This is a genomic window from Pseudoduganella sp. (genome assembly GCF_041914865.1).
In the GTDB taxonomy this organism is placed as follows: Bacteria; Pseudomonadota; Gammaproteobacteria; order Burkholderiales; family Burkholderiaceae_D; genus Rugamonas.
In genome coordinates this window covers 1-23,322 of record NZ_JAYSCO010000054.1, presented here as the reverse complement: position 1 = coordinate 23,322, position 23,322 = coordinate 1, and the positions used below count along the sequence as shown (strand labels likewise).

The 23,322-nt window shown below is 64.8% G+C and carries 26 protein-coding genes; 12 read left to right on the top strand and 14 right to left on the bottom strand.

Features of this window, described 5'->3' with window-relative positions:
• The first annotated feature begins 2 nt into the window (after nucleotides 1–2).
• The 8 genes from ACE3TQ_RS20830 (at nucleotide 3) to ACE3TQ_RS20795 (ending at nucleotide 4,806) form a co-directional block, all read left to right on the top strand.
• Entirely contained in the window at nucleotides 3–1,181 is a 1,179-nt protein-coding gene (locus ACE3TQ_RS20830) for an acyltransferase family protein (RefSeq protein WP_374584579.1), read from the top strand.
• Between the two features lie 39 nt (nucleotides 1,182–1,220).
• A complete protein-coding gene (locus ACE3TQ_RS20825) occupies nucleotides 1,221–1,718 on the top strand; it encodes a YfbM family protein (RefSeq protein ID WP_374584577.1) in 498 nt (165 codons plus the stop codon).
• Complete coding sequence (locus tag ACE3TQ_RS20820; protein WP_374584575.1) at nucleotides 1,706–2,107, top strand: cupin domain-containing protein; 402 nt, start codon at nucleotides 1,706–1,708, stop codon at nucleotides 2,105–2,107. Before ACE3TQ_RS20825 ends, ACE3TQ_RS20820 begins: the two co-directional genes overlap by 13 nt.
• On the top strand, nucleotides 2,104–2,631 hold the full coding sequence (locus ACE3TQ_RS20815; RefSeq protein WP_374584573.1) for an N-acetyltransferase family protein: 528 nt from the start codon (nucleotides 2,104–2,106) through the stop codon (nucleotides 2,629–2,631). Before ACE3TQ_RS20820 ends, ACE3TQ_RS20815 begins: the two co-directional genes overlap by 4 nt.
• 14 nt (nucleotides 2,632–2,645) lie before the next feature.
• Nucleotides 2,646–3,161, top strand: a complete 516-nt coding sequence (locus tag ACE3TQ_RS20810) for a hypothetical protein (protein WP_374584571.1) — start codon at nucleotides 2,646–2,648, stop codon at nucleotides 3,159–3,161.
• 11 nt (nucleotides 3,162–3,172) lie between these two features.
• A complete protein-coding gene (locus ACE3TQ_RS20805) occupies nucleotides 3,173–3,574 on the top strand; it encodes a cupin domain-containing protein (protein WP_374584569.1) in 402 nt (133 codons plus the stop codon).
• A gap of 129 nt (nucleotides 3,575–3,703) precedes the next feature.
• Nucleotides 3,704–4,105: a hypothetical protein gene (locus tag ACE3TQ_RS20800; protein WP_374584567.1), complete on the top strand. Its 402-nt coding sequence runs from the start codon at nucleotides 3,704–3,706 to the stop codon at nucleotides 4,103–4,105.
• The gene (locus tag ACE3TQ_RS20795) at nucleotides 4,102–4,806 is read left to right on the top strand and encodes a hypothetical protein (protein ID WP_374584565.1); all 705 of its coding nucleotides are present in this window, start codon (nucleotides 4,102–4,104) and stop codon (nucleotides 4,804–4,806) included. The genes ACE3TQ_RS20800 and ACE3TQ_RS20795 overlap by 4 nt, the downstream gene beginning before the upstream one ends.
• Here the strand turns inward: ACE3TQ_RS20795 and msrA are convergent.
• A complete protein-coding gene (gene msrA, locus ACE3TQ_RS20790) occupies nucleotides 4,799–5,323 on the bottom strand; it encodes a peptide-methionine (S)-S-oxide reductase MsrA (RefSeq protein WP_374584563.1) in 525 nt (174 codons plus the stop codon). The two genes, ACE3TQ_RS20795 and msrA, sit on opposite strands and share 8 nt — an antisense overlap.
• Nucleotides 5,324–5,474: 151 nt before the next feature.
• Here msrA and ACE3TQ_RS20785 point away from each other — a divergent pair, with 151 nt between their 5' ends.
• From ACE3TQ_RS20785 to ACE3TQ_RS20775, 3 genes are all read left to right on the top strand, one after another.
• Nucleotides 5,475–5,981 carry a flavin reductase family protein gene (locus ACE3TQ_RS20785; RefSeq protein ID WP_374584561.1) on the top strand — a complete coding sequence of 169 codons (507 nt, stop codon included), beginning with the start codon at nucleotides 5,475–5,477 and terminating at the stop codon, nucleotides 5,979–5,981.
• A 31-nt stretch (nucleotides 5,982–6,012) separates the two neighbouring features.
• The gene (locus ACE3TQ_RS20780; RefSeq protein WP_374584559.1) at nucleotides 6,013–7,197 is read left to right on the top strand and encodes an acyl-CoA dehydrogenase; all 1,185 of its coding nucleotides are present in this window, start codon (nucleotides 6,013–6,015) and stop codon (nucleotides 7,195–7,197) included.
• A 108-nt stretch (nucleotides 7,198–7,305) separates the two neighbouring features.
• Complete coding sequence (locus ACE3TQ_RS20775; protein ID WP_374584557.1) at nucleotides 7,306–7,776, top strand: group II truncated hemoglobin; 471 nt, start codon at nucleotides 7,306–7,308, stop codon at nucleotides 7,774–7,776.
• Here ACE3TQ_RS20775 and ACE3TQ_RS20770 read toward each other — a convergent pair.
• The 3 genes from ACE3TQ_RS20770 to ACE3TQ_RS20760 all read right to left on the bottom strand — a co-directional run bounded on the left by ACE3TQ_RS20770 (nucleotide 7,754) and on the right by ACE3TQ_RS20760 (nucleotide 11,011).
• Nucleotides 7,754–8,872 (bottom strand): alpha/beta fold hydrolase, encoded by a 1,119-nt coding sequence (locus ACE3TQ_RS20770; protein WP_374584555.1) that lies wholly within the window; start codon nucleotides 8,870–8,872, stop codon nucleotides 7,754–7,756. The two genes, ACE3TQ_RS20775 and ACE3TQ_RS20770, sit on opposite strands and share 23 nt — an antisense overlap.
• A gap of 66 nt (nucleotides 8,873–8,938) precedes the next feature.
• A complete protein-coding gene (locus ACE3TQ_RS20765) occupies nucleotides 8,939–9,619 on the bottom strand; it encodes an OmpW family protein (protein ID WP_374584553.1) in 681 nt (226 codons plus the stop codon).
• 18 nt (nucleotides 9,620–9,637) lie between these two features.
• Complete coding sequence (locus ACE3TQ_RS20760) at nucleotides 9,638–11,011, bottom strand: esterase (RefSeq protein ID WP_374584551.1); 1,374 nt, start codon at nucleotides 11,009–11,011, stop codon at nucleotides 9,638–9,640.
• 123 nt (nucleotides 11,012–11,134) lie between these two features.
• Here ACE3TQ_RS20760 and ACE3TQ_RS20755 point away from each other — a divergent pair, with 123 nt between their 5' ends.
• On the top strand, nucleotides 11,135–12,487 hold the full coding sequence (locus tag ACE3TQ_RS20755) for a S41 family peptidase (RefSeq protein ID WP_374584549.1): 1,353 nt from the start codon (nucleotides 11,135–11,137) through the stop codon (nucleotides 12,485–12,487).
• Here the strand turns inward: ACE3TQ_RS20755 and ACE3TQ_RS20750 are convergent.
• The 10 genes from ACE3TQ_RS20750 to ACE3TQ_RS20705 all read right to left on the bottom strand — a co-directional run bounded on the left by ACE3TQ_RS20750 (nucleotide 12,447) and on the right by ACE3TQ_RS20705 (nucleotide 23,157).
• Nucleotides 12,447–13,436: a hypothetical protein gene (locus ACE3TQ_RS20750; RefSeq protein WP_374584547.1), complete on the bottom strand. Its 990-nt coding sequence runs from the start codon at nucleotides 13,434–13,436 to the stop codon at nucleotides 12,447–12,449. The genes ACE3TQ_RS20755 and ACE3TQ_RS20750 overlap by 41 nt on opposite strands.
• Nucleotides 13,420–13,863 carry a hypothetical protein gene (locus tag ACE3TQ_RS20745; protein WP_374584545.1) on the bottom strand — a complete coding sequence of 148 codons (444 nt, stop codon included), beginning with the start codon at nucleotides 13,861–13,863 and terminating at the stop codon, nucleotides 13,420–13,422. The genes ACE3TQ_RS20750 and ACE3TQ_RS20745 overlap by 17 nt, the downstream gene beginning before the upstream one ends.
• A 20-nt stretch (nucleotides 13,864–13,883) precedes the next feature.
• On the bottom strand, nucleotides 13,884–15,521 hold the full coding sequence (locus ACE3TQ_RS20740; RefSeq protein WP_374584543.1) for an alpha/beta hydrolase family protein: 1,638 nt from the start codon (nucleotides 15,519–15,521) through the stop codon (nucleotides 13,884–13,886).
• Between the two features lie 44 nt (nucleotides 15,522–15,565).
• The gene (locus tag ACE3TQ_RS20735) at nucleotides 15,566–16,621 is read right to left on the bottom strand and encodes an L-threonylcarbamoyladenylate synthase (RefSeq protein ID WP_374584541.1); all 1,056 of its coding nucleotides are present in this window, start codon (nucleotides 16,619–16,621) and stop codon (nucleotides 15,566–15,568) included.
• On the bottom strand, nucleotides 16,618–17,790 hold the full coding sequence (locus ACE3TQ_RS20730; RefSeq protein WP_374584539.1) for a 5-(carboxyamino)imidazole ribonucleotide synthase: 1,173 nt from the start codon (nucleotides 17,788–17,790) through the stop codon (nucleotides 16,618–16,620). The genes ACE3TQ_RS20735 and ACE3TQ_RS20730 overlap by 4 nt, the downstream gene beginning before the upstream one ends.
• Complete coding sequence (gene purE, locus ACE3TQ_RS20725; protein WP_374584537.1) at nucleotides 17,787–18,275, bottom strand: 5-(carboxyamino)imidazole ribonucleotide mutase; 489 nt, start codon at nucleotides 18,273–18,275, stop codon at nucleotides 17,787–17,789. The genes ACE3TQ_RS20730 and purE overlap by 4 nt, the downstream gene beginning before the upstream one ends.
• Before the next feature lie 21 nt (nucleotides 18,276–18,296).
• A complete protein-coding gene (locus tag ACE3TQ_RS20720; RefSeq protein WP_374584535.1) occupies nucleotides 18,297–19,193 on the bottom strand; it encodes a phosphoribosylaminoimidazolesuccinocarboxamide synthase in 897 nt (298 codons plus the stop codon).
• Between the two features lie 128 nt (nucleotides 19,194–19,321).
• On the bottom strand, nucleotides 19,322–20,386 hold the full coding sequence (gene fba, locus ACE3TQ_RS20715; protein WP_374584533.1) for a class II fructose-bisphosphate aldolase: 1,065 nt from the start codon (nucleotides 20,384–20,386) through the stop codon (nucleotides 19,322–19,324).
• A 42-nt stretch (nucleotides 20,387–20,428) separates the two neighbouring features.
• On the bottom strand, nucleotides 20,429–21,898 hold the full coding sequence (gene pyk, locus ACE3TQ_RS20710; RefSeq protein WP_374584530.1) for a pyruvate kinase: 1,470 nt from the start codon (nucleotides 21,896–21,898) through the stop codon (nucleotides 20,429–20,431).
• A gap of 65 nt (nucleotides 21,899–21,963) precedes the next feature.
• Nucleotides 21,964–23,157: a phosphoglycerate kinase gene (locus tag ACE3TQ_RS20705; RefSeq protein ID WP_374584528.1), complete on the bottom strand. Its 1,194-nt coding sequence runs from the start codon at nucleotides 23,155–23,157 to the stop codon at nucleotides 21,964–21,966.
• Nucleotides 23,158–23,322 lie beyond the last annotated feature (165 nt).

Sequence of the window (23,322 nt, the reverse complement as noted above, 5' to 3'; positions counted from 1 at the left end):
GCATGAAAAATACCAAGAACTATGCCCTGGAGGGCTTGCGCGGTATCGCTGCGCTGGTGGTTGTGTTGTCGCACGCCGTGTTTACGTTCTTTCCCTTCCTGCAGACCTGTAACCCGGGGTACATCAAGCAGTCCTGGGAGCAGGTCGCCGTGCAGTTCCCGCACACCCTGTTCAACGGCACGTTTTCGGTCTGCATTTTCTTTGTCATGAGCGGCTATGTGCTGTCCAAGGCCTTCTTCGAGGGGCGCCACAGTTCGGTACAGCAAGCGGCGGTCAAACGCTATCTGCGCCTCGGCATTCCGGTGGCCGCCTCCATCCTGCTCGGCTGGTCGATGATGGCGGCCGGCCTGCTGAAGGTCAGCGTGACCGATTTACCCGGCTTCATCACCCAGGCCTACCAGGGCACGCCGCACCTGGGGGACGCCATCAAGGACAGCCTGTGGCGCTCCCTGGTCAATGGCGCGCAAACCTATAACTATGTGCTGTGGACCATCCGCATCGAGTTCCTCGGTTCGCTGTTGCTGTTTGCCTTCCTCGCCCTGTTCGGCAATGCGCGCCACGGCTGGATCTACGCCCCGCTGACCGTCTTTGCCATCGCCACCTTCGACCCGCTCAACGCCCCGCTGTACGGCCTGTTTTTCGCTGGCGCCTACCTGAACAAGGCGGGGCAGTTCGGCCGCAACAAGTTCACGCATGGCGGCGCCCTGCTGCTGGGCCTGTTCATGGGCGGGATCAGCAGTTGCGCGCCGGTCTACCAGCCGCTGATCCAGCTGATCCTGAAAGACCGCCTGCTGCCGCCGGATGCCTGGGCTTATTTCCCTTACGCTAGCGGCGCCATCCTGGTGGTGTGGGTGGCGGTGGGCGATAACGCGGTGTCCCGCTTCCTGTCCAGCAAGCCGCTGCGCTGGCTGGGACACAAATCGTTCTCGCTCTACCTGCTGCACAGCTTCATGCTGGCCTCGGTCGGCATGGCGGTTTACAGCGCTACCAGCGGCATGGATTTCCTGGCGCGCGCCCTGCTGTCGACCGCCGCCGTGCTTGCCAGCTCGGCCGCCGTGTCGGTGCTGTTCGCACGCTATGTGGACGATGCCTCGGTGCGGATCGCCAACCGCTATGCCCAGTTTGCCTTCCCGCGCAGTCCGGCGCGCACGGTGACTTTTGGAGAGTCTTTTACGGCCTAGTGCAAGTAAGATACGGCACATCCAGTCAAGGAGTCTGCCATGGGAATACGAGGGTGCTTTGTCGCTGTGCCGCCTGCAACGCTCCAAGAGCTGCGCGAGGACGAGGACGCCGTTGAAGAGTTCCTGTATTCCGAAGATGAGGATGCCGCATTCGAGCATTTCATCGAAATCGACAAGGCCTGGCACGGCATCCACTACCTGCTGACCGGCGATGTCGATGGCGGCGAGCCGCCGTACAGCCTGGCCGTGCTGGGTGGCCAGGAGTTCGGGCCGGACCTGGATGGCGGCCCGCCGCGCTTCCTGACGCCGGAGCAGGTGGCGCAGGTCGCACGCACCATGGCGGACCTCCCGGCCGAGGCACTGGCGCCGCGCTACGCGCCGCAGGACATGGAGCGCAAGCAAATTTACCCCGACGTGATCTGGGTGCGTGATGGCGAGGAGTCTTTGCGCTACCTGCAGTACCACTACCGCGAACTGGCGGCGTTCTACCGCAATGCTGCCGCCCGCGGCGATGCGGTCATCCAATGGCTATCGTGACGGTCGGGAGAAAATCGCTGGCCGACATTGTGGGCCGCCTGGTCCACCTGCCCAACCGCACGCCGGAGATGGCGTTCGACGGCATTGCCGACCAGGCCTTTGCCGAAGTCGCGCCCTACCGCTATGGCGCCATCGCCGTCGGCTACTACTCCGGCAGCAGCGAGTGGGAACGCCACCAGGCGGGCGACGAAATCGTCATGGTGCTCGAAGGACGCACCACCGTGGTCGTCATGGTCGATGGCGCCGCGCAGCGCATCGAACTGCATGCCGGCGAGCTGCTGGTGGTGCCGCAAAACCACTGGCACCGCTTCGAGCATTCCGAACACCTGAAGATCATGGGCATCACACCGCAGCCATCCGATCACAGCCTGACCTTGCCGGCCGGATGACACAAGCAACCCACACCAGCGTCAAGCCCCTGGCAAGCGAGCACGCCGCGCAATACCGCGCGCTGATGCTGCACGGCTACCAGCAGGAGCCCGATGCCTTCACCGCCGCACCCGGCGAGCGTGCCGACCTGCCCCTGTCATGGTGGGAGCAGCGCATCGCGGGCAGCGGCCAGGACACGATTGCTTTCGGCGCGTTCGGCGATGGGCAGCTGGTGGGCGCGGTGGCGCTGGAGTTCTCCGCGCGCCCGAAAACCAACCACAAGGCATTCTTGCTCGGCATGTATATGCTGGCCGGGTGGCGCGGCCGTGGCCTGGGCCGCCAGCTACTCGACCTTGCGCTACGCCATGCCAGCGAGCGCCCCGGCATTGAAGTGGTGACGCTGACGGTCACGGAGGGCAATACGCCCGCCATCGCGCTGTATGAAGCGGCCGGCTTCCGCAGCTTCGGCCTCGAACCGATGGCGATGCGTACGCCCGACGGTTTCAAAGGCAAGATCCACATGTGGCGCCGCACCAGCCTTTAACGGAGTTTGTAACAGTGCTTTTCCCCATCATCGTTCCACGCAGCTATTTCACGCTCGGTAACTGGCCGGGTCCGCACCGGCTGCTGCGCCACCCTGAACTGGCCGTCACCTGGGTCGAACTGTCCGGTGCTACGTCGATGACCTACCTGACGTTCGAGCGCTGCCGCGAGCTCGAAGCGGGCGGCACGCCGGTGCACGCCCAGGCCATGGCGAATCTGCGCGCGGCGTCCGAACAGCTTTACACCCACAGCAAGATGGCGGGCGACCAGCTGGTGTTCGGCGTCTGCATGCATGACGATGGCCTGGGCACGTCGCGCCTGCTGCTGGCGCCGGAAATTGCCGACGAGTTTCCCGAAGGCGTCCTGTGCGGCATTCCTGAGCGAAGCTGCGGCATCCTGGCGCCGGCCGGCATTTCGGGCGCGCAGCGCCGGGAGGTAGAGGATATAGTGGCGGAGTGCTGCGACGGCGGCACCACCCCTATGCTGCCCGGCTTGCACCCGGCGCACCTGTTTGAGTTTTGCGAGGAATAAGGAGCTTGCACATGGCCCCAGACTACGGCCCCTTCCGGGCCACCGAGACCTTCCTGCACCTGGGCCCTGACGGCACGTCGGTTCCGCTTGAAGTGGACGACGCGTTCTGGGCAAAGCTTACAAGCGGCGGCTTTGACCACCTCGGCCCTGGCCGGCTGGTCTCGACCTACGACTTCAGCGCCGACTGGACCGGCTGGGAGCGCCATCCCGCCGGCGAGGAAGTAGTGGTGCTGCTGGCCGGCGCGCTGGACTTTGTGCTGGAGTCGGACGGCGGCCAGCGCACCATCAGCTTGCGCCAGCCCGGCCAGTTCCTGCTCGTCCCGCGCGGCGCATGGCACACCGCCAACGTCCCCCGCAGCGCGACTGCCCTGTTCATCACGCCCGGCGAAGGCACGGAACACCGTCCCCGATGAAGTACCCTGCTTTGATGCCGATGCCGCCGCGCACTGGCCTGGCGCGGTGGCCAGCCGGGCCGGCCTGACATGGACGCGGCCACTCGCCGCCGGCCCCAGGGCCGGCCTGCCCAGGTACCTGCCGAGTCCTTGCCGGCCGACCGCAGCGCGGCACGGGCGCCGCTCGCCTCGCTGTTGAGCAAATCGGAGAAAGCGCTGCAGAAACTCGCGGCCGGCACCTGGCAGCATGCGATGCTGCGCGCCGACGTGGCCGCGCTGCGCGTGGCGTGCGTCCTCCTGCAGGGCGAGGCAGCCGCCGCGGGCGAATTTACGCAAGCCCAGCTCGCCGAAGCACAGCAGCGGCTGGCGGCATTGACGGCGAAGTCCGCGCAGGCACAGCCGAAATTCGCTCCAGGCAGCGCGCAACACACCCTGCTGCACAACCGGATCGCCGCCCTGCAGCTCGCCCTGCACCTGGTGCGCGCCGCAACGGAATGCGCAGGCGGCGCTGCGCTCCGGCCCCGGCAGCAACTTCCTGGTGAGGCGGAATGAGCGTCAAACGAGACTACGGCAACTTTTCCAAGGCGTCGCCAAAGATCATGGCAGCGCTGGTCGCGCCGCTGGGGTACACGGACCTGGGGCGCGGTTTCTTCGGCCGGCCGAAGGACGGCTGGGTGGAAGGCTTTTTCCTTCAGCAAACGCAGTATGGCGACGGCAGCTTCTGCATCAATATCGGGATCGCCGTGCCCGCGCTGTACGAGCGCTGGCTCACCCCGGCCGAGTCGCCCAGCGCGCTGCTGCTGTCCGCGCGCCTGTCGTCGTCCGGTGTGGACGGCGGCGATTGCTGGCTGCCGGCCGCGGACAAAACCGAACTGGCGCACAGCCTGGCCCAGGTGGCGTCATGGCTGCCTTTGGTGGAGCCATGGTTTGCGCAATTCCGCACCAGGGCCGATGTGGCGCAGGAATACCGGCGCCGCAGCCACCTGGTCGAACCGGGTCGGAATGCCTGGGCGGTGCAGATCGCGGCAGCAAACTACGGCTTCCTGCTCGCCGAAGCCGGCGTCCATGCCGAGGCCAGGACATGGCTGCAGGAAGCGGAACGACTGATGAGTTTGCCGGTGTACTTCGGTCCGGGCGCTGCCGGCATGCGGCACGACAAGGTCAAGGGTGCGCGCCTGCAAAAACCCACGCAGGACGAGCTGCGCCAGCTGCAGGCGGTGCGCAGCTCGCTCCAGGCGCTGGGCGCTATTTGAGCTTTTCCGCGTAGGTCTTGCGGAACTTGGCCACCTTGGGTGCCACGATAAAGGCGCAATAGCCCTGCAGCGGATGCTGGGCGAAGTAATTCTGGTGGTACTCCTCGGCCTTGAAGAAGGGCGCGGCGGGCGCCAGCTCGGTCACCAGCGGCGCGTCCCACACATGGGCCATTTCCGCCATGACCTGGCGCGCCGTGGCCTCCTGCTCGGGCGACTGGTAGAAAATCACGGAACGGTACTGCGTGCCGACATCGTTGCCCTGGCGGTTCAGGGTGGTCGGATCGTGGATGGTGAAGAAAATCTCCAGCAGGTCGCGATAGCTGACCTCGGCCGGGTCGAACTCCAGCCGCACCACTTCGGCATGCCCGGTCTCGCCGGTGCACACTTGCTCGTACGTCGGATTGGGCTGCGCGCCACCCGTGTAACCGGACTCGACCTTGGTCACACCGCGCACTTCCAGGTACACCGCCTCGGTGCACCAGAAGCATCCACCGCCCAGGATTGCTACTTCAGCCATATCGCCCTCCTCACGTACCGGAAGTATTACTGTAGCGCAAAACTGCGCCCCCTGCTCAAAAAGTGCCGCCTTAGCTAAAATCCCCGTCGCTTTCGCCAAAGGTTAGACTATCGTTCTTTGGCATAATCTCTTTGAAACAAACAGGTCCCGCATGAATACCAGCTCCCCACGCGCCACCGAGCGTGAATTCGATAGTGCCCATTTTCGCCAGGCGCTGTCGCAATTTGCCACAGGTGTGACCGTGATTACCACGCGGCTCGCTGATGGCAGTTTCCGTGGCTTGACGGCCAGCTCCTTCAATTCCGTCTCGCTCGACCCGCCGTTGGTGCTGTGGAGCCTGGGCACTGGCGCCAACAGCATGCCCATTTTCAGCGGTAATTCGCACTATGTGATCAATGTGCTGAGCGCCGACCAGGCCCACCTGGCCAAGCTGTTTTCGACCCGTTCGGAAGACCCGTTCGGCACCGTCGAATACGAGCTGTCGCGCACCGGCCAGCCGGTCCTGAAGGGCGCCACGGCGTGGTTTGAATGCCACAACCGTAGCCGCTACCCGGAAGGCGACCACGTGATTTTCGTGGGCGAGGTGGAGCACTGCGAATTCGCCGGGAACGCACCGCTGGTATTCCACGGCGGCCGCTTCCGCGACCTGTTGGAATGATTAACTTTTTATAAAGAGAGACGGAAGCAATATGAGCCAGACCAAAGCCGCATTCCACTGGGACGATCCCCTGCTGCTGAACGACCAGCTGACCGACGACGAGCGCATGGTGCGCGACGCCGCCACGGCTTACTGCCAGGACAAACTGCAACCGCGCATCCTGGAAGCCTTCCGCCACGAACAGATGGACACCTCCATCTTCCGTGAAATGGGCGAACTGGGCCTGCTGGGCCCGACCATCCCGGAACAATACGGCGGCCCTGGCCTGAACTACGTCGCCTACGGCCTGATCGCGCGCGAAGTGGAGCGCGTCGACTCCGGCTACCGCTCGATGATGTCGGTGCAGTCCTCGCTGGTGATGGTGCCGATCTATGAATTCGGCACCGAAGAGCAGAAACAGAAATACCTGCCGAAACTGGCTACCGGCGAATGGATCGGCTGCTTCGGCCTGACCGAGCCGAACCACGGCTCCGACCCGGGCTCGATGATCACCCGCGCCAAGAAGGTGCCAGGCGGCTACTCGCTGACCGGCGCCAAGATGTGGATCACCAACTCCCCGGTCGCCGACGTGTTCGTGGTATGGGCCAAGGATGACGAAGGCGCGATCCGCGGCTTCATCCTGGACAAGGGCATGAAAGGGCTGTCCGCCCCGGCCATCCACGGCAAGTTCGGCCTGCGCGCCTCGATCACCGGCGAAATCGTGATGGACGAAGTGTTCGTCCCGGAAGAAAACGCCTTCCCGGACGTGCGCGGCCTGAAAGGCCCGTTCACCTGCCTGAACTCGGCCCGCTACGGCATCGCCTGGGGCGCGCTGGGCGCGGCGGAAGCCTGCTGGCACACCGCCCGCCAGTACACCCTGGACCGCAAGCAGTTCGGCCGCCCGCTGGCCGCCAACCAGCTGGTGCAGAAGAAGCTGGCCGACATGCAGACCGAAATCACGCTCGGCCTGCAGGGCTGCCTGCGCCTGGGCCGCATGAAAGACGAAGGCACGGCCGCCGTCGAAATCACCTCCATCATGAAGCGCAACTCCTGCGGCAAGTCGCTGGACATCGCCCGCGTCGCGCGTGACATGCTGGGCGGCAACGGCATCTCCGACGAGTTCGGCATCATCCGCCACATGGTGAACCTGGAAGTGGTCAACACCTACGAAGGCACGCACGACATCCACGCCCTGATCCTGGGCCGCGCGATGACCGGCATCCAAGCCTTCCAGTAAAAAAATGGGGACGTACCCCATTTTTTGAGCAACAGCCCCGCCGCGTGCGGGGCTTTCTTTTGCGTGCTAGCATGCCTGACGATCCCTTCCTCGTCATGGAGCGACGACATGCCGCACGATCCTGTCCCAACCTTGTATGAGTGGCTTGGCGGTAGCCCGGCGCTGAACCGGCTCACCACGCGCTTTTACCAGCATGTGAAGGCCGATGCCTTGCTCGGCGAGGTGTTCGCGCACATGAATGACGCGCATCCGTCACATGTGGCGGCTTTCCTCGGCGAAGTCCTGGGTGGGCCGCCCGCCTATTCCGAGGCGCATGGCGGTCACGCGCATATGGTGCAGCAGCACCTGGGGCGCCATCTGACGCAGGAGAAACGCCGGCGCTGGGTGGCGCTGCTGCTGGAAACGGCCGATGAGCTGGGCATGCCGGACGACCCGGAATTCCGCTCGGCCTTGGTGGGCTACCTGGAATGGGGCTCCCGGCTGGCGGTGATCAACTCGCAGCCCGGCGCCAGCGTCGACCCCGATCAGCCCATGCCCAAATGGGGCTGGGGCGAGGTCAAGGGGCCGTATATCCCTTAGCGCGGCGCTTGCCCGCAGCAGGGACTGCAAGCGGGCGCACATAGGTCAGCAGGCTGGTCAGCAGCTTGCCCGGTTCTTCCCACGGCATCATGTGGGCCGAACGTTCGAACCAGACGCTGTGCTTGTACGGCGCCTTCAGCTGCGCCATCCATTTAACGACCGGCTCGGTCGGCGTGGTGTAGTCGTGGCGGCCGAGGAATTGCACGATCGGGATTGGGAACCGTTTCACCTGGCTGAAGTCAACTTCGGTCCATTCCTGCAGCACGCGGCCCAGCGTCAGGAGGCTGCCTTCATTGATGGCTTTCCAGTCGGACTGGTCGTACTCGGGCGACAGGATGGGGCCGGAGAAAAAGTACTTGGAATCACTCCTGTATGCGCTCAGGCCGCCGTAATACTGCGGCCATTTGCGGGCGACGATGATGCGTTCGCGCGTGATCGGCTGGTCGCCAGGATACGGGGCGATGGCTGCCATCTCCGTTAGCGCTTCGGCGTTGCCATGCTTCCTGGCCTGGGCCATGCCATATTCGAAGCTGATGCGCTCGTTCTCGCGCACGCTGGCGACCTGGCCCATGCCAACGTAAGCATGAAACAACTCCGGCCGCTTGAGCGCGGCGCGCGTGGCGATGATGGTGCCCCAGCTATGCCCTGCCAGGATCAGCTTGTCCTTGCCATACTTCGCGCGCAGGTGCTCTGCCACTTCGATGGCGTCGTCGACAAAGCGGTCGATGTGGATGGTTTCGGCGACCGCGTCCACATCATTGGCGCGCAGGGTCTTGCCGACGCCGCGCTGGTCGTAATGCGCCACCGTGAAGTATTCCTCGACCGGGCGCTGCCACTGCCAGGTGGTCGGCATGGTGGGCGAGGCCGGGCCGCCGTGCACGAACAGGATCATGGGGTTGGACTTGTCCTGGCCGCGCACGTTGATCCATTGCGCGATGCCACCGATGCTGGCCTTGTACGTCTCCTGCACACCGTCCGGCGCAACAATGCGCACCAAGTCTTCCACTGCGCCGCGGGCGCGCATGCACGGTTGGGATTCAGCGCAGGTTTGCGCCAGCGAGGCCGTGCTAAGGCACAGGGCGATAAGGCCGAGCATGATTTTTTTCATGCCCAGCAGGATACCGCAAAATGTCCACTTTTCTTCCTGACCCCAAAACGGACATCAGAAACGGTAGCCGAGGGAGAGGCTGATGGCGGTGGGGTCGATCTTGATCGGGAGCTGCTGGCCGGAGTTGAAATGGGCGCTGGTCTTGAGCTTGCTCTTGACCAGCATCAGGTCGGCGAAGATGCGTTCGCTGAACCTGGCGGAGACGCCGAGCGCAAGGCAAATCGTGTGCTTGGAGTCGAGCGTGTAGGTGGTGGGCGGGCCGCCGGGGTTCATCATGGCGCTCATCTGCGCGGAGCCGGTCTCTTTCTGGAAGTAGACGTAGCTGTAGCCGAGGCCAAGGTAGGGGCGGACCGCCATCTGCGGGCCGAACAGGCGGTAGTGCAGGAAGACGGTCGGCGGCAGCACTTCCGAGGTGCCAATCTGGCCGATGCCTTCCACACTGCCGGCGCCATACAGCTTGTGCTCGTAGGGCACGCCGAGCAGCACTTCGGCGCTCAGCTTGTCGTTCAGCATGTAGCCGATGGTGAGGACGGGCTTGGTGTCCGGGCCGACGTCGCCCTTGATGCCTGGCTTGGCGGGGGCGCTCATGGTGCCGGAGTCGACGTGGGGCGTGATCCTGTTGGCGCCCAGCTTGAGCAGCCAGTCGCCCTTGGCTTGCGCCTGCGCGGACGGGGCGGTGCACAGCGCCGCCGCCATGGCGGGCAGCAGGATGGCGCGGTGGAGGCGTGGGGTCATGGCTCGTCCTTTCCCGGCTTACAGCCAGCCTTTGGCGATCAGCTTTTCCGCTACCTGGCGCGCCAGCAGCAGCTGCAGGTAGGGCGTGGGGTTGACCAGGTCGGCGTAGGCGTAGTGGCTGACGTCGCCCGCTTTCAGGTTGCTGCCATTGCATACCAGTGCGCTGCCCAGCGGGTTCCTGGCGGGACTCAGGTCGCAGGCCGGGTCTTTGTTGTTGGTCAGGCCGTAGGGGGTGGGGTTGGTGAATTGGTCGCGGCTGTTGGCGAAGGAGTCGATTACCAGCACTTTACCTTCGCCTGCGAAGCCGGCGGCCAGGGTGTCGTTGAAGCTCTTGACGATGGTGTCGATCAGGGCGCGCGTGCTGGCCGGCTGCGCCTGGCCGGCCGGTGAACTGGAGACGTCGGGCATGTTGAGCACGGCCACGTAGTTGGCGCCGTTGCCGATCAGCTGGCCTTTCACGATGCTGACGATGTCGCCGGCGGTGCGGGTCATGGCTTGCACCAGCACGGGGCCCTGGGCGGCGGCATAGGCATTGCCGGCATTGGCGCCGGCGGTGGCGGCGTCGGCTTGTGCCTTGGCGGCCATCGGTCCGAACACGGCGGGCGCGGCGGCGGCGGCGTTGCCGGCCAGGACGGCGGCGTTCACCGCCGCCAGCACGATGCTGTTGTCGTCGCTGCCGGACCGCGCGGCCTCGGCGGCCATGGCGGCGCCGATGCTTTGCGCGGCGCTGGCCGGGTCGGGGGCGCCGGCGGCCAGCTGGCTGGCGAGGCTGGTGGCGAAGGCGGCGCGCCCTGCGGCCAGGCCGGCGGCGGTGGCGTTGCTGGCCAGTTCCGTCAGGCCGAACATCAGGTCGATATTGCCGATCGAGACAAAGACAATCTCATCGCCCTTGAACTTGCCGCCGACGTTGCTGAGGTGATTCTGCACCTGGGTGGTGAAGGGCCAGGTCAGCGCGCCCAGCGGGCTGCCGGTGGCTTTGTGCCCTTCGCCGACGGGGTTGGACACGCGCGCGCCGCCCTGCGCGTAGGCGTAGCAATTGGGCCGCGCTTGCACCGGCACGCTGAAGCCTGAGGCGGGGTCGCCATCGAGGCCGGTCACGGCCGGGCATGGCGCGGGCAAGCCCAGTTGCGTGGCGATCAGCTCCGACCAGTTCTTGCCCGTCAGCGCCGGATGGGTGGCCGTGTTGTTGCCGTTGATGGTGAAGGTGCCGCCGCCCATGGCGGCAATCGCACCCACCTTGTAGGTGCCGACATCCGAGATATTGTCGCCGAAGGAAACCTGGGCCGAGAACTTCAGCCGCGGGATTTGTTCACCGGGACGCGGGCCGTTGCCGCCGCATGCGGCAAGCACTGCCGCCGCCATGGCGCACATGGCAAGTATGGAGTGGCGCATTGGGTCTCCTGAGGGATTGCTCAGCCGATCCAATATGCCAGCGCTTGAATCTTGGTTACAAGCGGATTCTTCGTTACTGTCGCCGCCGCGCATCAGGCCGGCCCACCCCTTATAATTCATGCAATGAAAATCCCTCACCTGCTCCTCGCCCTGGCTGGCGCTACCGCGCTGTACGGCGCAACCGCCCACGCTGAAACTGTCCGCTTCACACCTGCGCAGCTGCAGCAGGATTTGCAGTTCGTGCGGCACGCCATTGAGAACACGCATCCCGAGCCAGCCTTGCGCTCCGGCCGGCAGGCCTATGAGCAGGCCTTCGCTGCGGCACAGGAGCGGCTCAGGCAGCCGCTCTCGCGCGACGAGGCATGGCGGGCGATGGCGGCGATGAACCCGGTCTTCAACGATGCCCACCTGGGCGTGATTTTGCCGGACTGGCGTGGCGAAGCGCGCGCGCACCTGGCGGCGGGCGGCAAGCTGTTCCCGTTTGAAGTGAGCATCGACCGCCAGGGGCGGCTGGTCATCGTCGCGGCGCTGGGCGGCGGCGCGTCGACACAAGCGGGGCGTGAAGTGGAGAGCATCGACGGCGTGCCGACTGCGCGCGTGCTGGCCGAACTCGGCGCGCTGGTGCACGGCGATACGCCGGTCTTCCGCAACAAGCTGCTGGAGCGCCGCTTCTGGCTGTATTACTGGAAGACCTATGGCGCGAAGGACAGCTTCACGCTTGGCGTGGGCGGCAAACCGCTGGCGGTTGCCGCAGCGACGGCAACGCCTGCCGTGATGGCGGGCGACATATCGTTCGACGAGACCTTCCAGTTCCGCATGCTGCCCGGTGGAGCGGGCCTGCTGACGGTCAACGCCTTCTCGTGGCCGGACAAGCAGCAGTTCTACGCCTTCACCGAGCGCGCCTTCACCACGCTGCGCGATGCCGGCGCGCGCACCTTGCTGATCGACATACGCGAGAACGGCGGCGGCGATGACGATATGTGGAAGACCGGCATCCTGCGCTACATCGCGGACAAGCCTTTCCGCAACGGTTCCAGCTACGTGAAAAAGGTGCTGGAAGGGCGCGCCGGCCCGGGCGAAAAAGTGGGTGACGTGGTGCACGGCAACGTGGACAGCTGGGTCCAGCCGGAGCCCGGACATCCCCTGCACTTCGGCGGCAAGGTATTCGTGCTGGTGGGCGATATGACGTATTCGTCGGCCGTCCTGTTCAGCAACACGGTACAGGACCATGGCTTCGCGAAGCTGGTCGGCGCGGGCGGCTATGCCTATGTGCGCCAGACCGGCGGCACCCAGAAGGAACATGTGCTGCCCAACACGAAACTGGGGGTGGTGGTGCCGCGCTTTGTGCTGGACCGCCCTTCCGGCAGGCGCGAACCGGCGCTGCTCCAGCCCGATGTCGTGCTGGCCGACGATCCCTTCGACCGCTCTGCGCTGGTCAATGCCTTGCTAAAGCAGCTCGCTGCTCCAGGCAGATGATTTCCCTGGTGTAGGCCTGGTAAAAGGCGGGGTCGGTGACCTTGCCCTTCAGCCAGAAGTAGAAGTCGATGTCTTCCCGGCTTCGATTGTAGGGATGCAGTCCAGTTCCGAACTTTGCCTCGTAGACGAGCTCGAAAACCAGTTTGCCCGCATGAAGTAGGCGGAATCGGGAACTGTCGCCTTCGTCCAGCAGCTCCGCCACGGTCGCGCCGATGGCGGGGCGATAGAAGGCCTGGTCCAATACCAGCAGCGGGCCGCCCGGGGTCGCGACCAGGGCCACGGTTTCCGTGTCGTACAGCCCGAACGCGATCTTCTCCGGCGCCACCTGTTGGGCTGCGACAAGTTGCCGCTCGCCGGTGGCAAACTGGATTTCGAGCAGCTGCGCGGTACCGTCAAACTGGGCGAGGGCGATGGTCTTGCCCGCCATGCTTCGTACGCCGTCGATCAGGCGATCACGGGTCTCTTTATCGCGCACCGGCAGCCCGGACGACAATACCCACGCTGCGCGCGCGACGGCATGTTCATCCGCATCGGTCAGGATCACTTGCCGCAGGAAGGCGCTGGTATCGCTATTCTGTGGCGTGCGGCCCACGGCCGAAATGAGATGTGGCTTCAAGTAAGCGGCATAGTGCGGATAGTCTTCGAGCATATGACGCTGGTAGACCAATTCACCTGTGTGCCGCAGCAACTGCTCCTGGATCATGTAGGCGTGCGCATAAGCGTCCCGCCGCAGCCTGGTCTCCTCCACTTTCGCAACGGCTATCGCCTTCTCGCGGTCCAGGAAGAACAGCCATTCGGCAGAAAATGGAAGCTCATTCAACAAAAGTCCGAAGACGGTTTCCTTTTCCTCATCGTCCAGGCCCAGAAAAGCATCCCGGCTATAGCCGTCCGCTTTCTCGCTGCCGGTCATCCGGTACTGCTGCATGAAGACTTCAAAAGCCGCTGTCATTGCGCTGCTCCAGGCGTCTGATCGCTGCGGTCTTCTCTTCCGGATCATCCCTAAGGCCCCGGTAGATAGACCTGCAGACGCGGCCTTTCCTGTCAAACGTCATGCCATGCATCGTCATGAACGCCTGAATAGAACACGCACGAGGCAGGAGTGCTTGCGCAGCCGGATAGGGCGAAGTGGCCATGGGGCGCTCAAGCGCTTCCTTGAACAGGGCCGTGGCCCGTGCAAAATCGAGATTGAATAAGCCGGTGATGCGTTCGGAAGACAAGGCGAAATCATCGAGCAGGAAGTTCCACGCCTCTTCGGCCTCGCTCGCGGTGAGGCCGGAAAAGTAGCTGTAGCCCAGGCCGTCCAGGCGCTCCATACCGTAGGTCGCGAAGTACGCATAGGAGGCGGCCAGCCCTGACTGTGATTTTTCGATCGCCATAGGGTGGCGATCTTAGCAGCTTAATGCGTTGCCAACACCTCGGGCTTGGTCAACAGTGCGTCGAAGTAGCGGCGCGCGGCCAGCAGGCAGGGGGCGCCCGCCATGCGGGCATGGTAGCCCTCCAGCATCAGCTCCTGCACGCTGCGACCGGACTTGGCCGCTTCCTCCTGCGCCCGCCGCGCCACCTCCTCGCGGATCAGGGCGAAGGCGCGGCGCGGCAAGCCGAAGTCGTCGGGCGCGCCCTGCTCTTCCAGGTCGACCACGGTTGGCGGCGCGCCGTGCCGGCTGAAATACTCCGCGGTGGCGGTGGCATTGAAGAACGGCACCGCGGGGTCTTTGCTGCCGCCACATAGCAGCAGCGGGCTTTGCGGCGTGTAGTTGCGCAAGTCGTTCTTCAGCATCCATTTGCGCAGGTTGTGGGCCGGCGTGCAGCTGCCGTCGTCGCACGGGTGGGCGGCCAGGTCCTGCAGGTAGGCTTCGCGGTAGCTGGTGCGCACCAGGTGCGGGCTGCTGAAGTAGGCGGCGGCGCCGCTGGCTTGCGGCTGCGAGTCGCGCGCAAACAGCGCGCGTTTGGGCAGCTTGCCCTGCTTGACCAGTTCCTTCGGCTTCAGCTGGTTGGGCAGCAGGGTTTCAATGCCGTTGGCGAACGGGCTTTCATACAGCTCTTCCGGCTTGCTGTAGATGGCGGCGCCGGCGCGCTGGGCGGAGGTGGCGATCAGCGGCAGGTAGAGGGTGATTCCGGCATTGGGCTGGCCGCCGAAGACAGTGTCGCCGAAGCGCGCCATGGCGTAGGGGCCGGACAGGCCGGCGGCCGCGGTGACATTGAATTCGCCGCCTTGCTGCATGGCGCGCTGGGTGGCCAGCGCGACGTGGCCGCCCTGTGAATAGCCGGCCAGGAACAGCTGCGGGCCGGGCTGGATTTTCAGCTTCTGCATGGCGGCGCGGGCAGCGCGCAGGGCGTCGGTCATGTCGGCGGCCTGCTGTTCGGCGTTCAGGTAGGGGTGGTAGGGCAGCGAGGAGCCTTCATATCCGGCGTAATTCGGCGCGACCACGATATAGCCTTGCGCGGTGAACAGCGCGGCCACCAGCTTGGCTTCGCCGCGCAGGCGGGCCATATTGTGGTCTTTGGCGGTGGCGGTGCCGTGCGCGTACAGCAGCACCGGGCGCGGCCCCTGGCAGAGCGGGTCGCTGCCGGAGGGCAGGATCAGGGCGGTGCTGGCGTCGGTCGGTTCGCCACCGCCGCCGATGGTGCTGTAGCGCAGGCTGTAGGTGGTGATGGTGCAGCGCGGCTTGCCGGCCACCTCGGCCAGGGCGTCGCCGGCCTTGTCCAGCGCCTCGGCCAGCATGGCGGGGGCGATGCGTTTGGAGGTCGAAAAGACGCCGGTCTCGATGCGCGATAGCGTGGGGCCGGCGAGCAAGGTGCCGCGCTCGGGCCCCGACAGCATGGCGCGCGCGCCGGAGGAGGATTCGGCGGCGGCAAGCGGTGCGATGGCCAGCAGTGCTGCGGCCAGGGTGAAGGCCGCCGCCGGGACGCCGAAGGCGGCGCGCATGGCAGCCGTGCCAGGCGCCGCGACGGCGGCGGGCGCGATGGCCGTTGCCGGCGCGGGTATAGCGGTGCGCGCGGGGCGCGCCGGGTCGTTCGGCGGGTTGCGGGACATGGCTGCCTCCTCGCTTGCGCAGGAGGCGGGCGGCCCCGCTGCGGTTACGTCGTCAGGAAACGTTCAATGATGCCGGTCGAACCGAAGGCGGCGCGGCGCAGGCGGTCGTTGACGCCCAGCCAGGCATCGCCGCCCGGTGGTGCTTCCACCAGGATCAGCTCAACCTGTTGCTGGTCCATCGCGCGCAACGCGGCATACACACCATAAGCATACCCCTTTGGCTCGGCAGGCAGCGCGACATTTGGGTGTACGCCGGGGAATGGCGAGTAATGGATCAGCGCTGCACTACGCCCTCGCAGCTTGAGTTCCGCAAGGGTTTTTTCGATGTCGCCAGTGGGCAACAACGCCACCGGCGCTTTCGGTGCATAGTGCGATTCCAGCGTGCCGGACGCGCGCGGGGCGGCCTGGTCGGGCTGGCGCGGCATGGCGCCGATCACGTCGGCGATCTGCTGCGCGCTGATGTGGCCGGGACGCAGCAGCACCGGGCCGTGCGTGGCCAGGCGCGACATGTCGAGGATGGTCGATTCAATGCCCACCTGGCTGGAGCCGCCATCGAGCACGGCATCGATCACATTGCCCTGCCCCACTTCGTCGTGGAACTCGTCGCGCACGTGCTGCGCCGTGGTCGGGCTGACGTTGCCGAATTTGTTGGCCGAGGGCGCCGCCACGCCGCCCTTGCCGCCTTTGAAAGCTTGCAGCAGCTGCATGGCCACCGGGTGCGACGGGCAGCGGATGCCGACCGTGTCCTGGCCGCCGGAGACGGCGTCGGGAATGTGGGCGTTGCGCTTGAGGATCAGGGTCAGCGGGCCGGGCCAGAAATGCTTGACCAGCGCGCGCGCTTCATCCGGTACGTCGGTGGTCCAGTAATCGATATCGGCGCCGGGGGCGACGTGCACGATCACGGGGTGGTCTTGCGGGCGGCCTTTGGCGGCGTAGATCTTCGCCACGGCTGCCGGGTTTTCCGCGTCCGCACCGAGGCCGTACACGGTCTCGGTTGGGAATGCGACCAGCGCGCCCGCCTCCAGCGCCGCAGCGGCGGCGGCGATGTCGGCTGGCGCGGCCGCTGCGGCGGCCAGGGCGCGAGATGCAGCGTCGGTCATGGCTCGATACCCAGGATGGCGCAGGCGGCGCTGTGCTGCTGCTGCGCTTGCGCCAGCGTCGGGGCGACGAAGGTCAGGTGGCCCATTTTACGCGCACGGCGCGGCTCTTCCTTGCCGTACAGGTGCAGGTTGGCGCCTGGCAGCGCCAGCACTTTGTCCCACGCCGGTTCGCGTACCTGGTCGCCCTCGCCTTCGTACCAGATGTCGCCCAGGATGTTGAGCATGACAGCCGGCGAATGCTGGCGCACATCGCCCAGCGGCAGGCCGGCCATGGCGCGCACCTGTTGTGCGAACTGGCTGGTGACGCAGGCGTCGATGGTGTAGTGGCCGCTGTTGTGCGGACGCGGCGCCATCTCGTTCACGACCAGCGAACCGTCCGCCAGCACGAAGAACTCGATGCACAGCACGCCCACATAGCCCAGCTCCGCCACCAGCGCCTGCGCGGCGTGCTGCGCCTTGGCGGCGCAGTCGGCGGTGATGTTCGGGCCCGGCACCGTGGTGGTGAACAGGATGCCGTCGCGGTGCACGTTTTCGGCGATCGGGTAGACCACCGATTTGCCGTCGGCGCCACGCGCGGTCAGCACGGATACCTCGTACGCCAGCGGCAGCATCTTCTCCAGCAGGCAGGTGACCTTGCCCATGGAGTCGAAGGCGGCGCGCACGTCCTCGCGCGATTTCACACGGACCTGGCCCTTGCCGTCATAGCCCATGCGGACCGTCTTCAGGATGCCTGGCAGCAGGTCTTCGCTGATGGCGTCGATATCGGCGTCAGTAGCGATGACCTTGTGCGGCGCCGGCATCACGCCCGACTTGGCGGCGGAAGCGACGAAGAAGCTCTTTTCCGCGATGCGGTCCTGCGCCACGGACACGCCGTGCGCATTGGGCGCCACGAAAACCGATTGCGCCAGGCGCGACAGGCTGTCGGCCGGCACGTTCTCGAACTCGGTGGTGACGGCCACGCATTGCGCAGCCAGTGCATCCAGTCCCGCCACATCGCTGTAGCCGGCCTGGATCAGGCGATTGGCCGCCTGCCCCGCAGGGCAGTCCGCCGCCGGCTCCAGCACGGCCACGTTGTAGCCCATGCTCTGCGCGGCGTGCGCGAACATGCGGCCAAGCTGGCCGCCGCCCATCACGCCCAGCCACGCTGGAGGGTTCTTCACATTACTCATACCGGCAGTACCATCGCTTTCGCAGCCGCGGTCTGGGAAGCGCGGAATTGTTCCAGCTTGCCAGCCAGCGCGTCGTCGGTGGTGGCGATGATGGCCACGGCAGTCAGGCCCGCGTTGGCGGCGCCGGCCTCGCCGATGGCGAAGGTCGACACCGGCACGCCCTTCGGCATCTGCACGATGGACAGCAGCGAGTCTTCGCCGCGCAGGTACTTGGACGGCACAGGCACGCCCAGTACCGGCACGATGGTCATGGCAGCGACCATGCCCGGCAGGTGGGCCGCGCCGCCGGCGCCGGCGATGATGGCACGCAGGCCGCGCTCGCGCGCGCTCTTGGCGTAGGCATACATTTCGTCCGGCATGCGGTGGGCGGAGATCACTTGCGCTTCATACGGCACGCCGAACTGCTGCAGCATGTCGACGGCGTTCTTCATCACGTCCCAGTCCGAGGACGAGCCCATGATGATGCCGACCAGTGGTTTGCTCATTGGCTTATTCTCGGACATGGCTTATACCTTCAGCTTCTCGCCGGTCAGGCGTTCGATGGCTTCGAAGTACTTGGCCTGGGTTTTTTCGATCACTTCCGCTGGCAGGGCTGGCGCCGGCGGGGCCTTGTTCCAGTCCTTCAGGGTTTCCAGGTAGTCGCGCACGAACTGCTTGTCGAAGGACGGCGGCGAGATGCCTGGGCGGTAGGAGTCGGCTGGCCAGAAGCGCGAGGAGTCGGCGGTCAGCACTTCGTCCATCAGGTGCAGGACGCCGTTGTCGTCCAGGCCGAACTCGAACTTGGTGTCGGCGATGATGATGCCCTTGGTAGCGGCATAGTCGGCGGCGGTGGTGTACAGCTGGATCGCGATGTCGCGGATCTTGGCGGCCAGTTCGGCGCCGATTTTCTTTTCCATCTCTTCGAAGGAGATGTTTTCGTCGTGCTCACCCAGGTCGGCTTTGGCGGCCGGGGTGAAGATTGGCTGCGGCAGCTTGTCGGCTTGCTGCAGGCCTTCCGGCAGCTTGATGCCGCAGATGGAGCCGGTGGACTGGTAGTCTTTCCAGCCAGAGCCGATGATGTAGCCGCGTACAACCGCTTCCACCAGGATCGGCTTCAGGCGCTTTGCTACCACTGCGCGGCCTTTCACCTGGTCTACTTCGTCGGCTGCCACCACGGATTCCGGGGCAACGCCGGTCAGGTGGTTGGGGACGATGTGGCCCAGTTTCTCGAACCAGAAGTCGGTCATCTGGTTCAGGACCATGCCTTTGCCAGGGATCGGTTCGTTCATCACGACGTCGAAGGCGGACAGGCGGTCGGTGGTGACGATCAGGATCTTGTCGTCGCCAACGGCGTAGTTGTCGCGCACTTTGCCGTGGCCGAGCAGGGGGAGGGATTTGATGGAGGATTTGTACAGGCTGTTCATGGCGGGAGTATCTTGAGATTTTTGAACCCGGTAAACCTGGGTCTGACCCAAGGGTCAGACCCTGTATGACGCGGCGGTCGCGGGCCGGGGGTCTGACCCTTGGGTCAGACCCGCTTTACCGGGGTTGATTACTTAACGATCTGGGCCAGCTCGCCGGCCTTGTAACGCTCAGCCATCTTCTCCAGCGGAATCGGCTTGATCAGCGACGCGCGGCCTTCGCAGCCGAACGCCAGGAAGCGTGCCTTCACGACTTCTTCCGCAGCGGCGCGGGCCGGCTTCAGGAAGTCGCGCGGGTCGAACTTCGATGGGTTCTCGAACATGTACTTACGCACGGCGGCGGTCATGGCCAGGCGGATATCGGTGTCGATATTGATCTTGCGCACGCCGTGACGGATGCCTTCCTGGATTTCTTCCACAGGCACGCCGTAGGTTTCCTTCATGTCGCCGCCGAATTCGCGGATGATCGCCAGCAGTTCCTGCGGCACGGAGGAGGAACCGTGCATCACCAGGTGGGTGTTAGGGATGCGGGCGTGGATTTCCTTGATGCGGTCGATGGCCAGGATGTCGCCGGTTGGCTTGCGGGTGAATTTGTAGGCGCCGTGCGAGGTGCCGATAGCGATCGCCAGCGCGTCGCACTGGGTCTTCTGCACGAAGTCGGCAGCCTGCGCCACGTCGGTCAGCAGCTGTTCGCGGGTCATGGTGCCTTCCGCGCCGTGGCCGTCTTCCTTGTCGCCCTTCATGGTTTCCAGCGAGCCCAGAACACCCAGTTCCGCTTCCACGGTCACGCCGATGGAGTGGGAGAACTTCACCACTTCCTTCGACACTTCCACGTTGTACTCGTAGGAAGCGACGGACTTGCCGTCAGCCATCAGCGAGCCGTCCATCATCACGGAGGAGAAGCCGGAGCGGATCGCGGCCATGCAGACTGCCGGCGACTGGCCGTGGTCCTGGTGCATGACGACAGGGATGTGCGGGTAGGCTTCGATGGCAGCGTCGATCAGGTGACGCAGGAAAGCTTCACCAGCGTACTTGCGCGCGCCAGCCGAAGCTTGCATGATCACCGGCGCGTTGACCGCATCGGCAGCGGCCATAATGGCCTGCACTTGTTCCAGGTTGTTAACGTTGAAAGCCGGGATGCCATAGCCGTGTTCAGCGGCGTGGTCCAGCAGTTGACGCATGGATACGAGGGACATGGTATTACTCCAAACAATAAAGAAATCGTTAGAAACCGCCGCTTAACGCGCGGTGTCGGCGCGGTGGGTGAACTCACCCACTTTCACGATACGCAGCGCGTTCGTGCCGCCCACTTTGCCCATCGGCGCACCCCAGGTAACCACAATCATATCGCCCTTCTGGGCGATGCCCTGTTTCACCAGCAGGTCTTCCGCGGCGCGCAGCACGACGTCGGTCGGCGCGTCCTGCATCAGCTGGTAAGTGCAGACATTGCGGTACAAAGCCAGCTTACGCTGGGTGGTGGTGCTCGGCGTGAGCGCAATAATCGGGGTGTCGATATTGTGGCGGCTCATCCACAGCGCGGTGGAGCCGGATTCGGTCAGGGCCACAATCGCCTTCACGCGCAGGTGGTGCGCGGTGAACAGGGCGCCGTATGCGATCGACTGGTCGATACGGGTGAAGCGGGCGTTCAGGAAGTCCGCTTCCTGCTTGTTGTATTCGGAACCTTCAGCCTCGGTACAGATGGCGGCCATCATTTCCACGGTTTCCACCGGATACTTGCCGGACGCGGTCTCGGCCGAGGTCATCACGGCATCGGTACCGTCCAGCACCGCGTTGGCCACGTCCGACACTTCGGCGCGGGTTGGCACGGCGTTGAAGATCATCGACTCCATCATCTGGGTCGCGGTGATCGCAATCTTGTTCGACTCGCGCGCCATGCGGATCATGCGCTTCTGCAGCGCCGGCACGGCCGCGTTGCCCACTTCCACCGCCAGGTCGCCGCGCGCCACCATGATGCCGTCCGACGCGTTCAGGATTTCCTGCAGCGCCGGGATAGCCTCGGCACGCTCGATCTTGGCGATCATCATCGGCTTGAAGCCGAACGGCTCGCCGGCGATATTGGCCAGCTGGCGCGCCATTTCCATATCGGTGGCGTTTTTCGGGAAGGAGATGGCCAGGTAATCGGCCTGGAACGACATCGCGGTCTTGATGTCCTCCATGTCTTTCGCGGTCAGGGCCGGCGCGGTCAGGCCGCCGCCCTGGCGGTTGATGCCCTTGTTGTTGGACAGCTCGCCGCCGATCTTCACGGTGGTGTAAATCTCGGAACCGACGATCTTGTCCACGATCAGCACGATCAGGCCATCGTTCAGCAGCAGCACATCGCCCGCCTTCACGTCGGTTGGCAGGCTCTTGTAGTCCAGGCCCACGCGCTCCTGGTTGCCCAGTTCGCCGTTCTCGCCCCACTTCGCATCCAGGATGAACTTGTCGCCCTTGGCCAGCTCGATCTTGTTGTTCTCGAACTTGCCGATACGGATCTTCGGACCCTGCATGTCAGCCATGATCGCCACTTCCTTGCCGCACTCCGCAGCCGCCTTGCGCACCAGCGCAGCGCGGTCGATATGGTCCTGCGCCTTGCCATGCGAGAAGTTCAGACGGACCACATCCACACCCGCCTTGATCATCTGGATCAGGATATTCAGGTCGGTCGATGCCGGGCCGATAGTTGCGACGATCTTGGTACCACGTGCCATGAAGGTTTCCTTCGTGTTGAGCTTAAAAAAGTTCAAAAGGCGCCTTGCGGGCGCCTTTTACCGTGTTACTGCGCGCGTTGCGCCAGGATTTCCACTGCCGGCAGGGTCTTGCCTTCCAGGAACTCCAGGAACGCGCCGCCGCCGGTGGAGATATAGCCGATCTTGTCGGTGATCGCGTACTTGGCAATCGCCGCCAGGGTGTCGCCACCGCCGGCGATGGAGAAGCCCTTGGAATTGGCGATGGCCATGGCCAGGGTCTTGGTGCCTTCGCCAAACTGGTCGAACTCGAACACGCCGACCGGACCGTTCCAGACGATGGTGCCGGCTTCCGCGATCTGCGCGGCCAGCTTGGCAGCGGTCTTAGGACCGATATCCAGGATCATGTCATCGTCAGCCACGTCCGCGACGGCTTTCACGGTCGCCGCAGCGGTAGGCGAAAACTCCTTCGCGCACACCACGTCTTCCGGGATCGGCACCTGCGCGCCACGGGCAGCCATCAGGTCGATGATCGCCTTGGCTTCGGCCACCAGGTCGGCTTCCGCCAGCGACTTGCCGATCTTCAGGCCGGCAGCCAGCATGAAGGTGTTGGCGATGCCGCCGCCGACGATCAGGTTATCCACCTTATCGGCCAGCGATTTCAGGATCGACAGCTTGGTCGACACTTTGGAACCAGCCACGATGGCCAGCAGCGGACGGGCCGGCGCGCCCAGGGCCTTGCCCAGCGCATCCAGCTCAGCGGCCAGCAGCGGGCCGGCGCAAGCGATCGGCGCGAACTTGGCGATACCATGGGTGGTCGCCTCGGCGCGGTGCGCGGTGCCGAAGGCATCGTTCACGTACACATCGCACAGCTTGGCCATCTTCTCGGCCAGCTCATCGGAATTCTTCTTTTCACCCTTGTTGACGCGGCAGTTTTCCAGCAGGACCACCTGGCCGGCGGCCACTTCCACGCCATCGACCCAGTTCTGCTTCAGTTCGACCGGCTGGCCCAGCAGCTCGGACATACGCTTGGCGATCGGCGCCAGGCTGTCTTCCGGCTTGAATTCGCCCTCGGTCGGACGGCCCAGGTGGGAGGTCACCATGACTTTGGCGCCAGCGCCCAAGGCTGCCTTAATCGCCGGAATCGAAGCACGAATGCGGGTATCTTCGGTGATATTGCCCGCATCGTCCTGCGGCACGTTCAGATCTGCACGGATAAAGACGCGCTTGCCTTGCAGCGCATTGGACGCCACCAGGTCTTCCAGACGGTTGAATTTCAGCATTGGTTACTCAAGGGTCATAATTGGAAAGACCGCTATTTTACCTTAAGCCGCCGCCCCTTAGCCGCTTGTTAAATTCGGGGTCAGGTCTGACATTCGGACACCCACAGCGCACTTTTGATCTACCTCAAGCCTTCCGCGCGCAGTTGTGCTGGAGACAATCCCAGC

Excerpts from the sequence above, each read along its gene's own strand:
- ACE3TQ_RS20830 (WP_374584579.1), top strand. The coding sequence starts at position 3 with ATGAAAAATACCAAGAACTATGCCCTGGAGGGCTTGCGCGGTATCGCT.
- ACE3TQ_RS20825 (WP_374584577.1), top strand. The coding sequence starts at position 1,221 with ATGGGAATACGAGGGTGCTTTGTCGCTGTGCCGCCTGCAACGCTCCAA.
- ACE3TQ_RS20820 (WP_374584575.1), top strand. The coding sequence starts at position 1,706 with ATGGCTATCGTGACGGTCGGGAGAAAATCGCTGGCCGACATTGTGGGC.
- ACE3TQ_RS20815 (WP_374584573.1), top strand. The coding sequence starts at position 2,104 with ATGACACAAGCAACCCACACCAGCGTCAAGCCCCTGGCAAGCGAGCAC.
- ACE3TQ_RS20805 (WP_374584569.1), top strand. The coding sequence starts at position 3,173 with ATGGCCCCAGACTACGGCCCCTTCCGGGCCACCGAGACCTTCCTGCAC.
- ACE3TQ_RS20795 (WP_374584565.1), top strand. The coding sequence starts at position 4,102 with ATGAGCGTCAAACGAGACTACGGCAACTTTTCCAAGGCGTCGCCAAAG.
- msrA (WP_374584563.1), bottom strand. The coding sequence starts at position 5,323 with ATGGCTGAAGTAGCAATCCTGGGCGGTGGATGCTTCTGGTGCACCGAG.
- ACE3TQ_RS20785 (WP_374584561.1), top strand. The coding sequence starts at position 5,475 with ATGAATACCAGCTCCCCACGCGCCACCGAGCGTGAATTCGATAGTGCC.
- ACE3TQ_RS20780 (WP_374584559.1), top strand. The coding sequence starts at position 6,013 with ATGAGCCAGACCAAAGCCGCATTCCACTGGGACGATCCCCTGCTGCTG.
- ACE3TQ_RS20775 (WP_374584557.1), top strand. The coding sequence starts at position 7,306 with ATGCCGCACGATCCTGTCCCAACCTTGTATGAGTGGCTTGGCGGTAGC.
- ACE3TQ_RS20770 (WP_374584555.1), bottom strand. The coding sequence starts at position 8,872 with ATGCTCGGCCTTATCGCCCTGTGCCTTAGCACGGCCTCGCTGGCGCAA.
- ACE3TQ_RS20765 (WP_374584553.1), bottom strand. The coding sequence starts at position 9,619 with ATGACCCCACGCCTCCACCGCGCCATCCTGCTGCCCGCCATGGCGGCG.
- ACE3TQ_RS20760 (WP_374584551.1), bottom strand. The coding sequence starts at position 11,011 with ATGCGCCACTCCATACTTGCCATGTGCGCCATGGCGGCGGCAGTGCTT.
- ACE3TQ_RS20755 (WP_374584549.1), top strand. The coding sequence starts at position 11,135 with ATGAAAATCCCTCACCTGCTCCTCGCCCTGGCTGGCGCTACCGCGCTG.
- ACE3TQ_RS20750 (WP_374584547.1), bottom strand. The coding sequence starts at position 13,436 with ATGACAGCGGCTTTTGAAGTCTTCATGCAGCAGTACCGGATGACCGGC.
- ACE3TQ_RS20745 (WP_374584545.1), bottom strand. The coding sequence starts at position 13,863 with ATGGCGATCGAAAAATCACAGTCAGGGCTGGCCGCCTCCTATGCGTAC.
- ACE3TQ_RS20740 (WP_374584543.1), bottom strand. The coding sequence starts at position 15,521 with ATGTCCCGCAACCCGCCGAACGACCCGGCGCGCCCCGCGCGCACCGCT.
- ACE3TQ_RS20735 (WP_374584541.1), bottom strand. The coding sequence starts at position 16,621 with ATGACCGACGCTGCATCTCGCGCCCTGGCCGCCGCAGCGGCCGCGCCA.
- ACE3TQ_RS20730 (WP_374584539.1), bottom strand. The coding sequence starts at position 17,790 with ATGAGTAATGTGAAGAACCCTCCAGCGTGGCTGGGCGTGATGGGCGGC.
- purE (WP_374584537.1), bottom strand. The coding sequence starts at position 18,275 with ATGAGCAAACCACTGGTCGGCATCATCATGGGCTCGTCCTCGGACTGG.
- ACE3TQ_RS20720 (WP_374584535.1), bottom strand. The coding sequence starts at position 19,193 with ATGAACAGCCTGTACAAATCCTCCATCAAATCCCTCCCCCTGCTCGGC.
- fba (WP_374584533.1), bottom strand. The coding sequence starts at position 20,386 with ATGTCCCTCGTATCCATGCGTCAACTGCTGGACCACGCCGCTGAACAC.
- pyk (WP_374584530.1), bottom strand. The coding sequence starts at position 21,898 with ATGGCACGTGGTACCAAGATCGTCGCAACTATCGGCCCGGCATCGACC.
- ACE3TQ_RS20705 (WP_374584528.1), bottom strand. The coding sequence starts at position 23,157 with ATGCTGAAATTCAACCGTCTGGAAGACCTGGTGGCGTCCAATGCGCTG.